Origin of the sequence: Chryseobacterium sp. KACC 21268 (genome assembly GCA_028736075.1) — a bacterium.
Lineage (GTDB): Bacteria > Bacteroidota > Bacteroidia > Flavobacteriales > Weeksellaceae > Epilithonimonas.
Map to the genome: position 1 here is coordinate 3,434,134 of CP117875.1, position 15,241 is coordinate 3,449,374.

Here is a 15,241-nt window from a genome sequence, read left to right on the forward strand (position 1 = left end):
TTTGTAACTAACTATTAAAAAAATACAACTATGGGATTTGTAAAAGAATTTAAAGAATTTGCATTCAAAGGTAATGTGGTAGACTTAGCAGTCGGTGTAATAATTGGTGGCGCTTTCGGAGCGATTGTGAAATCATTGGTGGACGACGTGATTACGCCATTATTATTAACGCCTGCATTGAAAGCTGCGGGAGCTGAAAATATTAAAGAATTGGCTTGGAATGGCGTAACCTATGGAAACTTCCTTTCCTCCGTGATTAGTTTCTTAGTGATTGCTTTTGTTTTGTTCTGGCTTATCAAAGTTGCGAACAGAGTGAATAAAAAGCCAGAAGCTGCACCAGCAGGACCATCTTCTACAGATGTTCTATTGGCTGAGATCCGTGACGAACTGAAGAAAAGACCTTAAATATTTCTATATAAATGTAAAACGCCACTTTCCAGTGGCGTTTTTTTATTTCAGTAAATCGAGTTCCAAAACATTATTATTCTTTTTCATTTGCTCTAGTTCCTGTTTTTCTTGTGATTTTATCAATTCGGGACCACTCATTTTATTTCCTGCTTCGTCCGTCATGTAGAGTTCCCCTTCGCTGACTTTTCTTCTGAAATTTGCAGTTGGATCCTTTCTGTAATTTTTATAGATGGTTTGATACTTTTTGTAGTCAATTGGAATTGGCTTTTCCCATTCGAATGCAAAAATATTTCTTTCAAGAATATTATTTTTAATACCTTTCAATTCAAACTTGTAGTAGCCTGACTTGTCTTCTAATTTCACAATAAGTCCCGGCAAACCATGGAATTTATAAGGTCCGTCTTGAACAGGAATATCTGCCGAAAACCAAGCAATCCAATGTCTGCCTGCAAAATCTGTTTCTGCTTTCTGAACAGACCAATTTCCGATACTTTTTTTATCAGGAAGAATTTTCCAATTCATTTTCACCTGTTGACTTGCATTATAAAGCGTCATATCCAATGAAACGACATGATTAATTTTGAAATCCGGATAAGATTTTAAAATTTTATGAGTCACAACACCTTCTTTGCCAGACATTGGAAAAGGCTCGTCGCTATGTGTTGCCATATTTTTGCTAAAATGCGCATTCATCAAAGAGTCATTTTGAAAGACATATTCGCTGTAATATTTGGAGCCTTTTTTATCAACATCCAAAACCATTAATTCTGATTTTTTTGTCTCCACATCTGTAGAATCTGTTTGAAAATGATAATCATAGTAAAATCTTTGGTTCTGAGAAAAACTCAAAATAGAAAGAAAAAGAAAAGCTGACAGGAAAAGTTGATTCATAGTTTAGTTTTTAGTTTTTTGATTCAGCTCATTTTGTGATATCCAGCTCTATCCTATTATTATCTTTTTTAATCTGTGCTTTCAAACGCTCTTCCTGTTCCTTTGCAAACCTAGCACTATTCCCATCTTTACCATTCATTATGATATTTGCACCACCCATCTGGATTTGCTTGATGCCTTTGGTAGGATCATTCTCATATTCTTTTAGGACTTTTTGAAACTGCTTAGAATTAATAGCAACTTCCTTAGCCTCAAAAACATTGATATCCAAATCACTTGTGATGGTTCTGATGCCTTTCAGCTCCATTATATGAGAACCGGTTTTGTCTTCAATCTTAACAATTAATCCCGGCAAACCTTGGAACTTATAAGGCCCATCCTGAATTGGAATTTCTGTGGAAAACCAAGCAGTCCAATGTCTGCCAGCAAAATCTGCTTCTGCTTTTTGTGCGTTCCATTCGCCTATTTTTGCTTTTTCTGATGAGATCTTCCACTTGATTTTTCTATCTTCTGAAACCTTATACGCATCCATAGAAAGTCTTCTGTGAATATAAGTTTTGTAGTCAGGATATGTTTTAGTCACGGAGTATCTCACCACAGGTCTTTTCATAGGCGGTGTGATATTGATAGAACCTGTCGCCTTCAGCTGGCGTTCCAGATCTGCTTTCATAATAGAATCGGAGTTAAAGACCGTGTAGCTATAGTACTTGGATCCATCTTTTGACGTATCCAGATACATCATTTCGGTTTTGACATCAGAAACATCGGTGGAGTCTGGAATCAGTTTGTATTCGTAGATAAAACGTTTGTTTTGAGCGAACGTCAAAGTTCCTAAAAGAACAAAAAGTAAAAGTAGTTTTTTCATATTTTGAGATTAAAAAAGCCGGCGAACCGGCTGTAGTGTTATGGATTTTCGTGTTATTTTGTAGTGACTTCTATTGTTGAAGTCCCATTAGGATTCGTTTTGAAAATTTGCATTTTGGAAATATCAGTGGGATTTAAAGATTCTAACGCTTTATAATCCACTTTTTTTCCATTGACATAAACCTCGGCCGTTTTTGAATTAATTGGTAATGTTTGATTAGCTCTGACAATTTGTTGTGGCGGAGTTATGTAAAGCATATTTTTGTTAGTGGTCAAAAGCTTCAGTTGATCAGGTCTTGAATTGAAGGTCACCGAATAAGGATTGTTTTTACGCGCTTCTTTGTTAAGCTCTTGTTGCTTTTTCTGAAGTTTTTTCTGCTCTTCCAACAATTCGTTTTGCTTCTTTTGCAACTCTTTTCTTTTTTTCTCCAGCTTTTTCAATTCTTTAGGGGACAAATTTGACTTAGCAGAATCTAAAGCACCGTCTGACCAACTAAAATTAAAGCTTTCAGAAAGACCGTCAACTTTTGGAAAAATATAATCGTCTTTGAAATACCTTACAGTCCCATCCGAAAACGCATACTTTCCAAACTGATCTGTGATCATCTTTTGAAACTCTGCTTCATTGTAGACCTTTCCAATATCAGCCGCAGCTATTTTAGCTAATTTCTCAGCATCAGCAATTCTTTTTTTGAACTCTGGAGAATTGTAATACGCTTCTGTTTCTCTTGCTTTCTTTTCTACATCGGCGATTCTTTTCTTGAATTCCGGAGAATTGTAATATGCTTCTGTTTCTTTAGCCTTTTTCTCTACATCGGCAATTTTTTTCTTGAATTTCGGAGAATTGTAATAGGCTTCCGTTTCTTTTGCCTTCTTCTCTACATCGGCGATTTTTTTCTTAAACTCCGGTGAATCATACATTTTTGCGACCGCTTCCGCATTGTCCGCCAATCCTTTGATATTGTTTTTGTAATTGTCAGAGCTTACAATATTTTCCATTTGACTGGCAAGCGTTTCCATATCTTGCTCCAAAGCTTTGTATTGAGATGTCTCCTCTTTCTTAGCTTTTTTAAGTGCAGATAATTCTTTGCCTTTGTCATCCATTTTTTTACTGATCGCTGACATCTTCAAATGGTCTTCCTGCAATGCATCGGAATAGACGCGAGTTTGTCTCTGATGATCCGTCGACAAACTATCTAGCTCGGAAGTTTTAGGTTTGATCGTGTCATTTTTAAGTTCGTTTACTGCTATTTCTATAGCTTTGTTCGTTTCCGTGATCTCTTTATTTTTCGCATTTACCATATAGGCAAATACCATAAAGAAAAGGATTGGTAGCGCAAAAAGTTTGCGTGCGTAGCTGTACTTGGTTTGGTTTTTTGTAAGCATTTTAAGTCTTTTTTTGAGGTTAGATGATAAAAAAGGACTCGTGACAGGAAGTACCGACCCAGAGAAATGACTCTCCAAAAGCATCTGCGCAAATGCTCTCGTGTCGGATTTTTTCACTGCCTTGTTGTCCGCCAAGTATTCGTGAATAAGATTGATTTCTTTGTTGATAAAATAAAACACAGGATTGAACCAAAATACGGATTTTACAATCTGCATCAAGAGTTTGTCCCAACTGTGTTTTTGTTGGATATGGACCATCTCGTGCTTCAAGATCTGCTGTCCTACAGGCGAGTCCAGTTGGATGGATTGTTTCCAGAACAGATTTCGGAAGAATGAAAATGGTGCGTTGTTTAAGTTAGTCTGATAAAATTTGATACCTTCTATCGTCTCGTTCGGAAACTTATTTTTGATAGATTGGATCTTTGTAATTCCTAATACTAATATAACTAAAAGAATGATTGAAACCACTCCAATAATTGCATAAAGAATTTGATAAATAGTGAGATCATTGGTTGAGTTTTGTAGTTGATTTTGATTGAGTTGACTTAGCAACAAGTAAAAATTCTGATTGGTCTCGATGGTGAAGTACGAAACCTTTATCAATGGTAATACCAAGCTGATAATAACCGTCAGTAAAAGATAAAAACGATTGTAATGGTGAAATGTTTTATCCTTTAAGAATAACAAATAGTAAGCAAACATCACCCCTGAACACAGGATCATCTTGCCCAAATAAAACATAAAAGCTTCCATTAGTCCTTATTTTTAAGTTCATCCAACAAAAGTTCCAGATCTTCTACACTGATTTCATTTTTTTCTACCAAAAACGAAACAGCATTGGTGTAAGAACCTTCGAAATAGTTTTTTACCAGACTTTTGATCGATCTTCCGCTGTAGTTCTCTTTACTAATGAGTGGAAAATATTCGTGTTGTCTACCAAAGGTCTTATGACTTACAAAGCCTTTCTCCATCAGGATCTTAAGGATTGTAGAAATGGTGTTGGTGTGCGGTTTTGGCTCGGGAAACAATTCTAAAACGTCTTTCAAGAATCCTTTCTCTATTTGCCAAAGATATTGCATCACCTGCTCTTCTGCTTTGGTTAACTTATTCATAATCTTTACTTTTAAAAACAATCAATCTTATATCACTAAAAAATTAGTAATACAAATGTAGGATTAATTTTCACTCGTACAACTATTTTTATAGTTAAAAGAAGTTAAAAACCATAACGAATTGATAATCAGCACATAAATAATTATTAAACTAAATATTGATTTTAGTCTTGTCTTGTAATGAAAAAGATGTATCTTTGCACCGCGAGGTAGAGCAGTAGGTAGCTCGTCGGGCTCATAACCCGGAGGTCGCACGTTCGAGTCGTGTCCTCGCAACCAAATCAAGAGAATCACAGTGTGGTTCTCTTTTTTTTATTTTATTTTGTTGACAAATTCGTTTACCTTTTGTCGTTTTTGGTAGACGAAATTTATTTTTCTGCAAAATTTGTCTCATTATTTTTCTATTCATTTTCATCAAAAAAATAAAATTACCAATTCCCTTGCCTCGTAATGAAAAAGCTGTATCTTTGCACCGCGAGGTAGAGCAGTAGGTAGCTCGTCGGGCTCATAACCCGGAGGTCGCACGTTCGAGTCGTGTCCTCGCAACCAACTTAAGAGAATCAATTTTTTGATTCTCTTTTTTTATTTAAAATTCGTAAATTTGATTATGGCTAAAATCCTAAAAATATATCCGGAAAACCCACAGGAAAACCTTATCAACGAAGCGGTTAAGGTTTTGCAGAACGGTGGCGTTATCATCTACCCTTCCGATACGATCTACACAATCGGTTGTGATATTTACAATCACAAAGCGATGGAAAGGCTTGCCCAGATCAAAGGAATCAAACTGGATAAGCACAAGTTCTCTATCATTTGTAATGACCTAAGCCATCTTTCCGAATTTACAAAGCCGATAGAAACCGCAACTTTCAGATTTCTGAAAGCGCATTTGCCTGGGCCTTTCACTTTCATTTTGGAAGCCAATAGAAATTTACCGACATCTTACAAAGGTCATAAAACCGTAGGAATTCGGGTTCCTGATCATATTGTTCCGCAAATGATTGTAGAAAAATTGGGTCATCCGATTGTTTCAACGACCATTCACGCTGATGATGAGATTTTGGAATATTCTACAGATCCGGAATTGATCGCCGAGAAATATGAAAAGTTGGTTGACCTCGTTATCGATTCTGGTTATGGTGACAACACCGCCTCCACAATCGTTGATTTGACTTCTGGCGAACCGGAAATCCTTAGACAAGGGAAAGGGATATTATAAAAGTCTTCGAGAGCCTCAGACTGACAACTTTGGAAAAGGCATTCTCTAATTCCAAGTTCGAGATTCAAAGTTTTGAGTGAAGGCTTTGAACATTAAATCATAAACTTTAAACTACTTAATGAAATTCGTTACTTCTCCAGCAAAATTGATGAACATCGAAAATTCGACGGAATTTTTGAAATCTACAACTCCGAAATTCATCAAGGATTCTGAATTTATCCAATCCCATTTGAAAGAGAAATCACCAAAATATCTTTCTGAATTGATGGAAATCTCTACCAAATTAGCTGATGAAAATTGGGAACGCAATCAGAAATGGAGCGCAAAACCTACGGCAAAAAATTCATCGCCGGCAATGTTTGCTTTCACAGGCGAAGTTTACCGAGGTTTGGATGCCAAAACTTTAGGCAAAGAAGCGGTAGAATATCTTCAGAAAAATTACAGGATCTTGTCTGGGCTTTATGGATTGTTGAAGCCGTCCGACAAAGTGATGTTGTACCGATTGGAAATGGGACGACCATTTAAATTTGATTCTTATAAAAACATCTACGAATTCTGGACTGAGAAAGTGACGGAACAACTGAATTCTGAACTAAAAAAAGGAGAATTGCTCATCAATCTCGCGAGTACAGAATATTTCAAAGTCATCGACAAAAAAGCGTTGAAGGCGAAAGTCATCGATTTTGAATTCAAGCAAATACAGCCAGACGGAAAATTGAAAACCATTGTGGTCTACACGAAACACGCTCGTGGATTGGTTTTGCGTTTCTGCGCAGAAAAACAAGTCAAAACTTTGGATGAAATTAAAGCTTTCAATTACGAGAATTATTTGTTTGATGAAAAATTGTCGACCGAAACCAATTTGGTTTTTACGAGATAGAATTTTTCATCAAAAGATTATAAATCGCATATCAAATTAAAAGTCGCAAGTTATTTTGCGACTTTTTCGTTTTGTCAATCAATTAATTTTTGCGACTTTGCGACAAATTCCATTATGAAGCTTTCCGAAATCAAGATCCAATTTCAAGCAGAACTTTCTGAACTCTATTCCAAATCTGAGATTGAGGAATTGTTCTCGATTTTCTGTGAACACTATTTGGATTTGAATAAGATTGAATTGCGATATAGTTTGGAAAACAAATTATCAGAAAGCGATTCCAAAAAATTTTCTGGAGTTATTTGTGAATTAAAAACTGGAAAACCATTTCAACAGATCCTTGGTGAAACGGAATTCTATGGAATGAAATTCTTTGTGAATGAACACGTTCTAATTCCAAGACCGGAAACGGAGGAACTTTTGGAGTTGGCTATAAAAAAGATTCAAGATTCGAAATTCGAGATTCGAGATTCGAGATTTGAGATTCAAGGATTAAAAGTCTTCGAGTCCGCTCAGACTGACAATGTACAACTAGACAGGCTTCGAGAGCCTCAACCTGACAAAGTGGAATCAGAGCTAATTTTTAAGTCTCAAAGTGATAACAGTCACGACAACAATAGCACAAACTCTAAAACACTCCACCGCTCCAAAACTGCAATAAAAATTCTCGACATCGGAACGGGAAGCGGAATTATTCCGATTGTTTTGAAGAAGTATTTTCCGGAAGCGGAAGTTTCAGCGATCGATATTTCGAATGATGCTTTGGAAGTGGCGAAAAGAAACGCGGAATTTCACAGGACAAAAATTAATTTCATCCATCAAGATTATTTGAATAAAGTCTTTGAGTCCGCTGAGACTGACAGCGAGATCTATGATGTGATCATCAGCAATCCGCCATATATTGGCATTGAGGAAAATCCTGAAATCGAGAATTCTGTGAAAGGTTTTGAGCCAAATTTGGCGCTCTTCTCTCCTACTTCGGACGCTTTGATCTTCTACAAGAAAATTGCGAAAGATTGCAAAAAGCATTTGGCTGAAAATGGACTTTTGTTTTTGGAGATCAATCAGAAATTGGGGAAGGAAACTTTGGAATTGTATCAACAAGGTTTTTCCGAAGTTGAGCTTTTGAGAGATATTTCGGGGAATGATAGGATAATCTTTGGGAGAAAATAATTAGTATTAATCTTATGAGGCATTATCTCTTTATAGCCTTCGTATTAATATCTTGCAATAAAAAAGATACTATTGGCAATCTGGAATTCAAGTCTTGCAATGTTAGTTATCCCATTTATGCAAATGAAGAAAAATTTCTTTATGAAGGACATTCGGTTTCGAATGAATGGGAATTGGAGTCTGCAACATACGAATTAGCACTTTGTCTTTGTGAAGAATATCTAAAAAAACCTGATGCAGAAATCAAAGATAAAATACTGGAGATATATCACGCAGAAATGAAATATTATCAAATTGGATATCCTAAAAATTTAGATTTTGATCTGATCCTAAAAAACAGGAAAGAAATCTTTGACCCAACGATTTTGGTCGATTAATAGACATCAAATTTTTCAATCAGTTTAAAAAGGATTTTTTTTAAATTGTGGAAAGAATGACTAAACCTCAACATAGCCCCGATGGGAACGGCATCCTTTTTTGTGATTGCGGTGTAGAAAGTTCTATTGAAGTCTTACTTTGGTTCGCAATCACAAAAAAGATATAGTGGACAGCGGGTTGGAATGTTGAAACAAAAGTCCAATGTAGTTGCTCCTCGTTTTTCTATCCTATTCTCTTTTTGATGAAAATCTCATAAGCCAAATAAATCAAAGGAACAGACATAATCCCAATGTACAATGCATTTTGAACGGCAAGTTGGGGGAAAACAATCACCGCGTACACCAATCCGAAAAACGCACCACCAAGGTGAGCTGCGTGACCAATGTTGTCATTTGCTCTTGGATTGAGCATCATATAGACGGAATACACGAAATACAGGGTCCCGAAAATATATCCATCAATTCGGAAAGGGAGAAATATGATGCCTAATGGAATAAACGGCTCGACAGCCATCACGGCAAATATGAGCCCGGATACGCCTCCACTTGCACCTATTGCGGAATAAAACGGGACATTTTTGTAAACGTAGAGACAAAACAGATTTCCTAATAATATAGAGCCAATGTACATTCCCAAAAATCCTAGAACGCCAAATACTTCTATGATAAGCGGTCCGAACGCGTACAGGACGTACATATTCAAAAACAAATGCAAAAAATCTGCGTGCAAAAATCCTGCTGACAATAGTCTGAAGTATTCCTTCCTTCTCTTGATACTATCAACTTCGAATTTGTACTTGTGAAACAATTCGGGTTTTTGGAATCCAATGTAGCTTGTGATACAAGTGATTACGATTATGATGAGTAAAACGCTATTCATTATTTTTTATTTATTTGTAGGCTCTATTGCCGTTTAAAATTATTCAGTGATATCTTCGTCGAAAAGACTTCCGATGGTTCCGCCGTCGTCGTCCAGATCTTCATCTGATATTTCTTCTACCTCCGGTTCTTCTTCTATGATTTCGGGTGGTTCTGGAATGGTGATGTTGATATTTTTAACTTTATCTCTAGTTAATTGATTTCCAATTGCTTTGATTCCTTTCACCGTAATAAACTCGTCTAAATCTACTGTTTCTGGATCTTTTTGTTTGTCTTTGATTTTTGGATAGACCAATTCTGCAATGGCACCAATTTCTGTCGTCACAAATTCCAAGAAGGATTTCGGGTTTTCGTTGCTGAAGAACGATTGAACATTTGGTGTAGCTTCCAGTAGGAAACGTTTTACGAAATATTTGTCCTTCTCGCCATCGAAATAAATACAGGTGATTGGCTGTTCTGGTTTCCATTTTTCGAGGATCAGATATTCGTCATCGAAACGGTTCATCAAGTCGAATGAAACTAATTTTGCTTCGCCTTGGGAATTGATGGTCAAAATTCTGTCGTCGCCTTTGAAATTTCCGAGTAAAGTTCCTCGTCCATCAGCATTGAGACGTCTTACGGAATCATCGAACCAAATTTTTCTTGGTGCTAATGTGGAAACGCCTTCTTCTTTCAAATCGACTTTTTTGACTGCATATTTTGTCACCAGATTTCCTTTGGAATCTCTTCCTTTGATGGCAATTTCTGAGAAATCAATATCAATTTTGTTTTTTCTGACTCTGGCATTTGGTTTCAATAGTACAGAAACGACTTCCGCTTCACCGTTTGGATTAGCAGAAAAATAGAGCATTTCTGAACCTTTTTTGTCAGACGCCAATTTGTAATCTGTGTTTCTGGTAACGCCAGTCACCGAGAAACGTTTCATATAATAAGGACCTTCGCGACCTTCACGATAGATGGAATTGTAAACCGTGCGCTTGTCGTTCTTTTTCCAAACAGCAACGTGGACGATATTTTTTCCGATGAAGGTTTTGCCTTCTACTTTTACGACCTTCATTGTTCCGTCTTTTTGGAAGGTGATGATATCGTCTATATCAGAACAGTCGAACAGGAATTCGTCTTTTTTGAGTGAAGTTCCGATGAAACCTTCTTCGCGATTGACGTAGAATTTTTCGTTTGCAACTGCTACTTTACTTGCATCGATCGTATCGAAAATCCTCAGTTCGGTTTTTCTTTCTTTTCCTTTTCCGTATTTCTTTTGGATATTGGTGTAATAATCGATTGCATACACGATTAAGTTCTCCAAATGGTGCTTGACCTGCTCAATTTTTCCTTCTAATGCTAGAATATTTTCTTTAAATTTATCCAGGTCGAAACGTGAAATTCGCTTGATTCGGATTTCCGTCAATCTTAGAATATCTTCCTCTGTAACGGCTCTCAGCAAATGTTTGGTGTGCGGTTTCAAACCTTCATCGATTGTCGAGATCACATCTTCCCAAGATTTTACTTCCTCGATGTCGTGGTAAATTCTGTTCTCGATGAAGATTCTTTCCAATGAAGAAAAATGCCAGTTTTCCTGCAACTCGTGAAGCTCGATTTCCAATTCCCTTTTCAATAGGGAAACCGTGTGGTCTGTGTTGTGCTTCAGAATATCCGAAACTGCGAGGAACATTGGTTTGTCGCCAACAATTACGCAGGCATTTGGCGAAATCGGAACTTCGCAATCTGTGAATGCGTAAAGTGCGTCAATCGTTTTGTCAGGCGAAACATCGGGATGAAGATGGATATTGATCTCCACCAAATCGGACGTGTTGTCCTCAATTTTTTTGATTTTGATTTTCCCACGTTCATTAGCCTTAATGATACTGTCAATCAAATCGCCAGTGTTTTTGGAGAAAGGCAATTCTGTGATGGTAAGTGTGTGCTTGTCTTTTTGGGTGATTCTGGCTCTGGCTCGGATTTTTCCGCCACGTTTTCCGTCGTTGTAATTGGTAACATCCAACATTCCTTCCGTCAAGAAATCTGGAAACAATTCGAACTTTTTGCCTTTAAGATACAGAATGGAAGCTGTGATCAACTCATTGAAATTATGAGGCATGATCTTCGTGGAAAGTCCAACGCCAATTCCTTCGACTCCTTGTGCTAGCAACAATGGAAATTTTACTGGAAGGTCGATCGGCTCGTTGTTTCTGCCATCATAAGATTTGGTCCAATGCGTGGTTTTTGGGTTGAAGACAACATCTAGCGCAAAAGGCGTCAATCTTGCCTCAATATATCTTGCCGCTGCCGCAGAATCTCCTGTATAAATATTTCCCCAGTTTCCCTGAGTGTCAATCAATAATTCCTTCTGCCCCAATTGCACCATTGCATCTGTGATAGACGCATCGCCGTGTGGATGGTACTTCATCGTGTTTCCAACGACATTTGCCACTTTGTTGTAACGGCCATCTTCCAACTCACGCATCGAGTGCATAATCCTACGCTGAACCGGCTTGAATCCATCAAAAATAGAAGGAATCGCACGATCCAAAATAACGTAGGACGCATAATCCAGAAACCAATCTTTATACAGCCCTGAAACTTTTTTCAGGCTTTCCTCGTGATGTGTACTTTCTTCCATTAATCTGTTGCTGTATTATCTTGGTCTTCGTTTTCCTTATTTAACTTCATTACTTTACTTAAAGAAAATTTGAGGTCTTTTATTTGTTTTTTGCTTAGAAAAGAAATATCATATTTCAAAATGAGAACATGACTTTTTTTGCTGGAAATATAGATATATAACTTTTTAAAAACCAAAGCATTAACCACACTAAACTTGATCAATTTATACTTCGGAAACTCATCCTTCGCATTCTTCTTCGCAAAAATATAAAGGATATGGTTGTTCCTGAAATTTAGTGCTTCCCCATCACTATCATATTCGAAAATTGGTCTTCCCAGCCAGTACAGGAAAACGAAAAGTAAAGTTGGAACCAACAGTAGAACCCAGGCTTTCTTTCCAAAAATATCAAACTTGTTGATTTCTAGCACAAATGCAATAATGCCTAATATAAATATGATCCCAGCAAGCGAGTATATAAAACTGTAAACTGGTGTTTTATTCCTATTACTCAGTCGCATACTAAACTGTTTCTAAATTTTCTTTTTTGTCAATATCTCCTTCTTCTACCACCAAATTATCCAAAATAAAAAGTTGTCTATCTGGCGTGTTTTTGCCCATATAAAACTCCAGAATCTGTGCGATGGTTTGATCTTTTCCCAAAACCACCGGCTCCAATCTGATATCTTTTCCAATGAAATGCTTGAACTCATCTGGCGAAATCTCCCCAAGTCCTTTGAATCGGGTGATTTCTGGATTTTTCCCTAATTCATTTAATGCTTTCAAACGTTCTGCATCGGAATAGCAATATCTTGTTTCTTTCTTATTTCTTACCCTGAATAAAGGCGTTTGTAAAATATAGAGATGTCCATTTTTAATCAAATCCGGGAAGAATTGCAGGAAAAATGTGATCATCAATAATCTGATGTGCATCCCATCCACATCGGCATCTGTAGCAATGATGACGTGATTGTATCTCAAATCCTCCAAGCTTTCTTCAATGTTGAGCGCGGCTTGCAAAAGATTGAATTCCTCATTCTCGTAAACGACTTTTTTCGTCAACCCGTAACAGTTCAAAGGTTTTCCTTTCAATGAGAAGACAGCCTGTGTTTCCACATCTCTGGACTTTGTGATAGAGCCGGAAGCCGAATCTCCCTCGGTAATGAAAATCATTGTTTCAGATTTCCGTGTTGCTTTTTGATCGTTATAATGATGGCGGCAATCTCTCAGTTTTTTGTTGTGAAGAGAAACCTTTTTAGCTCTCTCTCTTGCTAATTTCTGAATTCCGGAAAGTTCTTTTCTTTCTCTCTCCGAGATCATAATTTTTCTCAGAATTGCTTCCGCCGTTTCGGGATTTCTGTGAAGATAATTGTCCAGTTTGTTTTTAAGCGAATCTATGATGAAGGTTCGAACCGTCATTCCGCCGGGTTCGATCTCATTTGAACCTAATTTTGTTTTGGTTTGAGATTCGAAAACAGGTTCGATAACTTTTATAGAAACTGCTGCAATGATTGACTTTCGAATATCTGCCGCTTCAAAACTTTTATTATAAAATTCACGAATAGTCTTTACAAAGGCTTCACGAAATGCATTGAGGTGTGTTCCACCTTGCGTCGTATTTTGTCCATTAACGAAAGAAAAATAAGTCTCAGTTTGAGATTTGTCGGAATGCGTAATTGCAACTTCGATGTCTTCTTCCTTCAAGTGGATGATCGGATAAAGAATCTCGCTTTCCAACTCCTCTTCCAAAAGATCTTTCAATCCATTTTCGGAATAGAATTTTTCACCATTGAAGAGAATCGTCAAACCAGGATTCAGATAAGCGTAATTACGAAGCATTCTTTCAACGTATTCTTTGCGGAATTTGAAATTGATGAAAATTTCCTCATCTGGAACGAAGCTAATCTCGGTTCCATTTCTGTCGGATGAATCGGCTTCGGGATAATCGATCTTGATAATACCTTTAGAGAATTCCGCCATTTTCACGCGGTTTTCCCTTACAGATTTCACGCGGAAAAATCCTGACAATGCATTCACCGCTTTCGTACCAACACCATTCAGACCAACTGATTTCTTAAAAGCTTTGCTGTCATATTTTCCACCGGTATTCATTTTGGATACGGCGTCCACCACTTTCCCCAAAGGAATTCCACGACCATAATCGCGAATGGTAACCTTGCCTTCATCCACTTTGATCTCGATGCGTTTTCCGGCTTTCATCACGAACTCATCGATGGAGTTGTCTATGATCTCTTTGAGGAGAATGTAGATCCCGTCGTCCGCAGAAGAACCGTCACCCAGTTTTCCAATGTACATCCCAGGACGTAGCCTGATATGCTCTTGCCAATCGAGGGTTCTGATATTATCTTCGGAATAGTTTACAGGATTGATTTCGCTCATATATTTTGATTTCTAAAAACGTTGAAACCGTAAAAGAATCGGTAACTCACAAATTTAACGAAATGAAATTTAATTTGAAAGTTTTGAGAAATTAATTTTAATAGGCATCTGATTTTTTTCAACAAAAAAGCCAGACGATGATCTGACTTTCATTTTTCATTAATAAAATTTTTGAAATTACTTCTTAATTACTTTCTTTGAAATAATTTCCGAACCAGAATGAACATTAAGAATATATTGACCTGCAGGCAATCTTCTAATATCCGCTTCAGTGGATTGAGTTTCCAAAACCATTTTACCGGAAACATCATACAACCTGATTTTCTGAATATTATCTACACCTTTTATTTTAATAAAATCAGAACTTGGATTTGGATAAACCTGAAGATTAGATTTGTCAAAATCTGAAACCGCCAACGTTTCTGTTTCCAAAACCTGAATGTTATCGATGATCAAAACCAAAAGATCAGTACAGTCATAATGCCTGAAAACCACTTGAACATCTTGACCTGCAAACTCGGAAATATCTACAGTCACGTGCTTGGCCTCGTCCATATATCCTGCATCCAAAGTCTCTTCAAAAACTGCAGTTTCTGTTCCTGTAAAAGTAGAATTGGCTGGAATCACATAAACAGCGTAATGCTCTTGAAAAACAGCATCATCAAAAGCACCAACATCAAATTTCAAATTTAATTTTTTTCCAGAATTGTTAGGCAAAGTAATGACTGGACTTGTCAAAGTATTATCCGGCGTGAAAGCTTCAAAATACCAAGACCAAGAAGTTGCATAATATCCCGTGAAAGCATCGACGGAACTATTATCAAACTCCCATTTTTGACTATCGCCATCGCGATCTGTATTGATCCAGGAATTTCTTCCCATCTCCGTTTCAAAATCTTCACTGAAAATAACTGTTTGCGCTGATGTAGTTAAACTCGCCATTAATAAAGAAGAAAGTAGTAATTTTTTAAGCATAATCTTTTATTTTAAATTTTTCTAAAATTAAACAAAAAACGCTTCCATTACTGAAAGCGTCCTTATATTATTTTGAAATGT

The 15,241-nt window shown here is 36.9% G+C and carries 14 protein-coding genes and 2 tRNA genes; 7 read left to right on the forward strand and 9 right to left on the reverse strand.

Annotated features, from left to right (window positions below):
• The first annotated feature begins 30 nt into the window (after window positions 1–30).
• Window positions 31–405 (forward strand): large conductance mechanosensitive channel protein MscL, encoded by a 375-nt coding sequence (mscL, locus tag PQ459_15705; GenBank protein ID WDF46341.1) that lies wholly within the window; start codon window positions 31–33, stop codon window positions 403–405.
• A 45-nt stretch (window positions 406–450) separates the two neighbouring features.
• Here the strand turns inward: mscL and PQ459_15710 are convergent, their stop codons facing one another.
• The 4 genes from PQ459_15710 to PQ459_15725 are packed head-to-tail and all read right to left on the reverse strand — an operon-like array spanning window position 451 to window position 4,661.
• On the reverse strand, window positions 451–1,299 hold the full coding sequence (locus tag PQ459_15710) for a GLPGLI family protein (protein ID WDF46342.1): 849 nt from the start codon (window positions 1,297–1,299) through the stop codon (window positions 451–453).
• Between the two features lie 28 nt (window positions 1,300–1,327).
• Window positions 1,328–2,164 (reverse strand): GLPGLI family protein, encoded by an 837-nt coding sequence (locus tag PQ459_15715; protein ID WDF46343.1) that lies wholly within the window; start codon window positions 2,162–2,164, stop codon window positions 1,328–1,330.
• Between the two features lie 53 nt (window positions 2,165–2,217).
• Window positions 2,218–4,302, reverse strand: coding sequence for a M56 family metallopeptidase (locus PQ459_15720; GenBank protein ID WDF46344.1), 2,085 nt, complete (start codon window positions 4,300–4,302; stop codon window positions 2,218–2,220).
• On the reverse strand, window positions 4,302–4,661 hold the full coding sequence (locus tag PQ459_15725) for a BlaI/MecI/CopY family transcriptional regulator (protein ID WDF46345.1): 360 nt from the start codon (window positions 4,659–4,661) through the stop codon (window positions 4,302–4,304). The genes PQ459_15720 and PQ459_15725 overlap by 1 nt, the downstream gene beginning before the upstream one ends.
• A gap of 203 nt (window positions 4,662–4,864) precedes the next feature.
• Between PQ459_15725 and PQ459_15730 the strand changes: the two genes are divergently transcribed.
• From PQ459_15730 to PQ459_15755, 6 genes are all read left to right on the forward strand, one after another.
• A tRNA-Met gene (locus PQ459_15730) sits at window positions 4,865–4,940 on the forward strand.
• Between the two features lie 194 nt (window positions 4,941–5,134).
• A tRNA-Met gene (locus PQ459_15735) sits at window positions 5,135–5,210 on the forward strand.
• Window positions 5,211–5,268: 58 nt separating this feature from the next.
• Window positions 5,269–5,880: an L-threonylcarbamoyladenylate synthase gene (locus PQ459_15740; protein ID WDF46346.1), complete on the forward strand. Its 612-nt coding sequence runs from the start codon at window positions 5,269–5,271 to the stop codon at window positions 5,878–5,880.
• A 118-nt stretch (window positions 5,881–5,998) separates the two neighbouring features.
• Window positions 5,999–6,760, forward strand: coding sequence for a peroxide stress protein YaaA (gene yaaA / locus PQ459_15745; GenBank protein ID WDF46347.1), 762 nt, complete (start codon window positions 5,999–6,001; stop codon window positions 6,758–6,760).
• Window positions 6,761–6,874: 114 nt separating this feature from the next.
• Window positions 6,875–7,930, forward strand: coding sequence for a peptide chain release factor N(5)-glutamine methyltransferase (locus PQ459_15750; protein WDF46348.1), 1,056 nt, complete (start codon window positions 6,875–6,877; stop codon window positions 7,928–7,930).
• A 14-nt stretch (window positions 7,931–7,944) separates the two neighbouring features.
• Window positions 7,945–8,307, forward strand: a complete 363-nt coding sequence (locus PQ459_15755; protein ID WDF46349.1) for a hypothetical protein — start codon at window positions 7,945–7,947, stop codon at window positions 8,305–8,307.
• A 223-nt stretch (window positions 8,308–8,530) separates the two neighbouring features.
• On the opposite strand, the gene PQ459_15760 is transcribed toward PQ459_15755, so the two are convergent.
• From PQ459_15760 to PQ459_15780, 5 genes are all read right to left on the reverse strand, one after another.
• Window positions 8,531–9,187 carry a rhomboid family intramembrane serine protease gene (locus tag PQ459_15760; GenBank protein WDF46350.1) on the reverse strand — a complete coding sequence of 219 codons (657 nt, stop codon included), beginning with the start codon at window positions 9,185–9,187 and terminating at the stop codon, window positions 8,531–8,533.
• Window positions 9,188–9,226: 39 nt separating this feature from the next.
• Complete coding sequence (locus PQ459_15765; GenBank protein WDF46351.1) at window positions 9,227–11,806, reverse strand: DNA gyrase/topoisomerase IV subunit A; 2,580 nt, start codon at window positions 11,804–11,806, stop codon at window positions 9,227–9,229.
• Complete coding sequence (locus PQ459_15770) at window positions 11,806–12,306, reverse strand: hypothetical protein (GenBank protein ID WDF46352.1); 501 nt, start codon at window positions 12,304–12,306, stop codon at window positions 11,806–11,808. Before PQ459_15770 ends, PQ459_15765 begins: the two co-directional genes overlap by 1 nt.
• 1 nt (window position 12,307) lies before the next feature.
• Window positions 12,308–14,185: a DNA topoisomerase IV subunit B gene (locus PQ459_15775; protein ID WDF46353.1), complete on the reverse strand. Its 1,878-nt coding sequence runs from the start codon at window positions 14,183–14,185 to the stop codon at window positions 12,308–12,310.
• Window positions 14,186–14,362: 177 nt separating this feature from the next.
• Window positions 14,363–15,160: a choice-of-anchor J domain-containing protein gene (locus PQ459_15780; GenBank protein WDF46354.1), complete on the reverse strand. Its 798-nt coding sequence runs from the start codon at window positions 15,158–15,160 to the stop codon at window positions 14,363–14,365.
• Window positions 15,161–15,241 lie beyond the last annotated feature (81 nt).